This is a genomic window from Acinetobacter sp. YH12117, assembly GCF_013418865.1.
Taxonomy (GTDB): Bacteria; Pseudomonadota; Gammaproteobacteria; order Pseudomonadales; family Moraxellaceae; genus Acinetobacter; species Acinetobacter indicus.
On record NZ_VPBF01000072.1, the window covers coordinates 1 to 4,284 of the forward strand.

General features: G+C 42.5%; 5 protein-coding genes and 1 pseudogene. 1 reads left to right on the top strand and 5 read right to left on the bottom strand.

The annotated features are described in order from the left end of the window. The 5 genes and pseudogenes from FTU55_RS14560 to FTU55_RS14580 all read right to left on the bottom strand — a co-directional run. Nucleotides 1-263: pseudogene (locus tag FTU55_RS14560) on the bottom strand (transposase); the annotation flags it as partial. 22 nt (nucleotides 264-285) lie between these two features. Beyond that, nucleotides 286-1,953 carry an IS66 family transposase gene (locus FTU55_RS14565; protein WP_180047442.1) on the bottom strand — a complete coding sequence of 556 codons (1,668 nt, stop codon included), beginning with the start codon at nucleotides 1,951-1,953 and terminating at the stop codon, nucleotides 286-288. Nucleotides 1,954-2,027: 74 nt separating this feature from the next. Further along, nucleotides 2,028-2,363, bottom strand: a complete 336-nt coding sequence (tnpB, locus tag FTU55_RS14570; RefSeq protein WP_180047444.1) for an IS66 family insertion sequence element accessory protein TnpB — start codon at nucleotides 2,361-2,363, stop codon at nucleotides 2,028-2,030. Further along, complete coding sequence (locus FTU55_RS14575; RefSeq protein ID WP_180047446.1) at nucleotides 2,360-2,743, bottom strand: transposase; 384 nt, start codon at nucleotides 2,741-2,743, stop codon at nucleotides 2,360-2,362. The genes tnpB and FTU55_RS14575 overlap by 4 nt, the downstream gene beginning before the upstream one ends. A 492-nt stretch (nucleotides 2,744-3,235) precedes the next feature. Beyond that, nucleotides 3,236-3,880 (bottom strand): hypothetical protein, encoded by a 645-nt coding sequence (locus FTU55_RS14580; RefSeq protein WP_104488281.1) that lies wholly within the window; start codon nucleotides 3,878-3,880, stop codon nucleotides 3,236-3,238. Between the two features lie 75 nt (nucleotides 3,881-3,955). On the opposite strand from FTU55_RS14580, the gene FTU55_RS14585 reads away from it, so the two are divergent. After that, the coding region (locus FTU55_RS14585; protein ID WP_180047448.1) for a hypothetical protein at nucleotides 3,956-4,284 on the top strand (329 nt) is incomplete at its 3' end.

Sequence of the window (4,284 nt, forward strand, 5' to 3'; positions counted from 1 at the left end):
CATTATTTGTGTGGGCGGTCGAGCTCCGCCTGGGCGAAAAAAGCGGCTGCTTTACGTAGAATTTCATTGGCACGTTTTAATTCTTTAATTTCACGTTCCATTTGCTTCATTTTTTCTTGGTCAGATACCTGTTGTACTTTGGCGGGATTTTGTTGATCTAAGTATTTTTGATACCAAACACGCAATGTTTCAGGAGTACAACCAATCTTAGGTGCAATAGCTGTGATTGCAGCCCAATACGATGGATAATCTTTGTAAGCGTCCGCTGAACCCCATGCCTATTTTTTAATTCGGTTCAGGTTTCCAGCGGTGTGGTAGCAATTCTTCAATCTGAGTCACTTTATGTGTCGGCAACCTTTTCAGCACATCACTTAAATAGGCATACGGATCCAGCCCATTCAGCTTTGCTGACTGGATTAATGTCATAATATTGGCTGCTCGCTGACCGCTGCGCAGCGAACCTGCAAATAACCAGTTCTTACGTCCCAACGCCCAGGGGCGCATCTGGTTTTCCACCCAGTTATTGCAAATTGGTAGATTGCCATCATCCAGATAGCGGCTTAAAGCTGGCCAACGCTTCAGAGTGTAATTGATCGCCTTGGCGGTTGGAGAACTCGATGGCACAGTCAGTTGATGTTGGTTGAGCCATTCATACAGTTGTTGCATCACCGGTTGACTATGCTGTTGTCGGTATTCGCGGCGGTGTTCTGCTGTACTATCGGTCTTTTTCCTGAGTTCTGCTTCTATCGCATACAGTTTCTGAATCAGCACTAATGCCTGTTCAGCGACCTGACTTTTCCCGGTCACATGTAGCTCATGGAATTTACGACGCGCATGCGCCATGCAGCCCACCTCAATGACCTGACCTGATTTAAAGCGTGCTTTATAACCGCTGTAATCATCACAGACCAGATGGCCCTGCCAGTCTTTCAGGAACGCTTCAGCATGCTGACCTGAACGACTATCCTGAAAGTCATAGATCACGGCTTGAACTGGATTGTACTGTGTAGTGGCATAGGCCCAGACATAACCTTTCTTCGGTTTTTTATCATTCTCACCCATCCGCATGATGGTGACTGGTGTTTCATCTGCATGCAGTACCCGCTGTTGCAGCACCACCTCTTTTAAAGCATTGGCCAGAGGTTCCAGTTCTACACCGCAGCGACCTATCCAGTCAGATAACGTTGATCTAGAAAGCTCGATTCCCGCCCGCTGATAGATCAGACGTTGACGGTACAGCGGTAAATGATCGGCATACTTCGATACCAGCACATGGCTGAGCAGTTCAGGTGAAGCAATGCCTTTATCAATCACATAGGCGGGCATCGCTTGCTGAGTCAGGGTGTCACACTGATCACAGACCCATTTGCCACGCACATGCTGTTCCTTATAGAACTGTGCCGGTCTGAAATGCAGTTTTTCACTGATATCTTCGCCGATACGACGTAACTGGCAGCCACAACTGCATTGGGTTGATGCAGGTTCATGCTCAATACGGATGGTGTGTAGATGATCCGGCAGCAGTCGACGTTTAGGTTTATTTGCTTTGGCTTTGTGTGTCGCTGCATCGGTTTTATCTGCATTCAGCCGCTCCAGTTCCAGATCGACTGCTGCGATATCTTCTTCGACCGCCTCATCCCACAGATGGATTTGTTTTGCGGTGAGATGTTCGTTTTTACTGCCGAATTTGTGCTGTTTAAACAGCGCCAGTTCATGCTCGTATTTTTGATTGAGAATAGAAAGATGCTGAACTTTAGAATCTAATTGCTGATTGGTGACTTCAAGATGTTGAACTTTGGCATCTAATTGTTGATTTGATACTTCCAGATGTTGAACTTGAGCATCTAATTGTTGTTTATCTTCTGCGAGTTGTTGATGCTGCAGCGCTAACTGTCTGGTGAATTCCAGCAGTTGTTCATGGGTCAGTTGGCTTAAGTCAGGCAGCGTATTCATGACCGCAGTATGCCTGAGGTCATGAGAAGAATGAAATAGAACGTTTGGAGAATAGCAGAATAGCCGAGCTTGGTTTAGAGCATCGTCACCACCTGCTGTCGTCCAATGCGCTGCCAGGGCAAACCCTGGATTAATGCCTGTAACTGTTCCGGGCTGAGGGCCACGGTTTCACCTTGGTGAACCTGCGCCCAGTGGAATTTTCCCTGTTCCAGCCGCCTGGCACACAGCCAGATGCCCAGTCCATCATGTACCAGCACTTTCATGCGATGGCCACGTTTATTACAGAACAGGTAAGCACAATGCGGTTTGATTGAGCCAAAGGCTCTCACCACCTGAGCCATGATAGTATCCATCCCTGCTCGCATATCCAGAGGTTGGGTAGAAAGCCAGATTTCATCAATGCGAATCATGTTGCAAGTGCCTTGAGTAATTCTGCTAAAGCAGATATTTCTGATACTTGCCATTTCAAGCCAATTTCTACTTTTGAGTGGGGTAAAGTAATTTGAACCATTAACATGTCAGTAGGAGTAGGATCTAATGGTGCAGAGCAAGATAAGGCAATAAATGCAGGTTTATTCGGTAGTGGTGAGCGATCATTCCCTGGCTTACCATCAATTAAGCGAATCCATTTGGATACAAGATTTGTATTCAATCCATGTTGCAAAGCGACCGAAGCAATTGAAACGTCCGGTGCTTTACAAGCCTGAACGATCTGCTGTTTAAATTCAGCACTGTATGTTCTTCGTTTTTTCGCAAGAGATGCGATGGATGTCTGGTGATTTGTAGTCATAAATTTTAGTCCCCACTTGTTTTTAAGTGGGGACTAAATTAAGGCTTATAGGATGAATTCATAAGGTGTGTTCAGCGGACGCTTACTAATCTTTTTCAGATTCAATCAATAATTGAACCGCTCTTTCTCTGATTTCAGGGGTATATTTTGGTTTTGTCATCGGGACACTACGCTTCGCTACGTCTTGCGAAGCAATGCTTCTCATCTCAGAATATTGACTCTCCGACAAACCCGGTACGGTTCAAACTGTCTTTAAATCCATAAATAGCTGTCCACTTAAATTTTAGTGGACACTATCGCGGTATTAATGAGTTAGAAAAAGTGGGGCTCAGCGGACGCTTACTGACAAGATTTATTTTATAACTACGTGTAATAAAGAAAATTATTTTGATCTGTCACATTTGTCACAGTAAAAAATAGAATTAAATGACATCACCATGAAGTGGCATTATGACTGGACAATGGGAATTGGCTTACTCTCATTCAATAAAATTATATTGCTAATGCCGTATGTGTATTGGCAATATGTCCATATATATAGGTCTCTTTGTTTTGAAAGTACACATCAAAACAAGGACTCATTAAATTATCCTTATGGGCTTGAATCTTAAAAATTTGACACAAATGATTCAAATAATGATTGATCCAGTCATTCTGATTTTCAAATGAAGAAAATGGTCTAAGATTGGCATATAAATCTTGCAGATTCGCAACGATAGCCGAAATATCAGGATTGAAGAAAGATAATATAATCTCGTTGGTTTCAAATTTCTTTGCGATGTATTCACCATGCTCATCAGGCTGTATTGATGTAAGTTGCGCACCTGTTTCGGTATATTCAGAATAGGTCAATTTTGAGTTTTGAATATGGAAATGATGTGCTTCTAACTCTCGCATCATTCTTGATATTTTTAGGCACTTTGGCAGGTCTTCAAGATTGGATTTGGATAATTTAATAAAGAACTCAACTGCACGATCTAAAACAGTTTTTTCCCCTGTGCCAGCAATGATGCCATCCTTCCAAAAATAGAGCTTATCTGAATCATCCGAGAGGAATTCATAATCTTCGGTTGCTTCACGTTTATCAGCAGCAACGATAATACTATCTTCTAATTGGATTGAGATGATAAACGTCATACGAGAAAGTTAATGCTCTGATTGGGATTTTATTGTATTCTCACGACCATTATTGTCAAATTAAAAGGACATAAAGTGGCTGGTGGCTCTCAAATAATTATTAATAAAGAAGGAATTACTTTTATTACCCCTGCAAAATTCGAAGCAAAAGCAGGGCAGCATTTGTTTAAGAATGGAGCGAAAGTTTCAACTCAACTTCCGACCTTGCCTGTCGCTAACCAACCTTATATTCTTCAATATTTAGTGAAAGCGAAAGACAATATTCCACTTGCAAATAAGCCTTATTTTATTATTGATCAAGCAGGTAATTTGCAGAAAGGCGTAACCAATGCCGAAGGTTTAATGAAACTGAATACAACACCATCAGCTCAAGATCTTGTGACTCATGTGATGGCGAGTGAAAT

Bases quoted from the DNA above. Each gene is read 5' to 3' on its own strand.
- FTU55_RS14565 (WP_180047442.1), bottom strand. From the start codon at position 1,953: ATGAATACGCTGCCTGACTTAAGCCAACTGACCCATGAACAACTGCTG.
- tnpB (WP_180047444.1), bottom strand. From the start codon at position 2,363: ATGATTCGCATTGATGAAATCTGGCTTTCTACCCAACCTCTGGATATG.
- FTU55_RS14575 (WP_180047446.1), bottom strand. From the start codon at position 2,743: ATGACTACAAATCACCAGACATCCATCGCATCTCTTGCGAAAAAACGA.
- FTU55_RS14580 (WP_104488281.1), bottom strand. From the start codon at position 3,880: ATGACGTTTATCATCTCAATCCAATTAGAAGATAGTATTATCGTTGCT.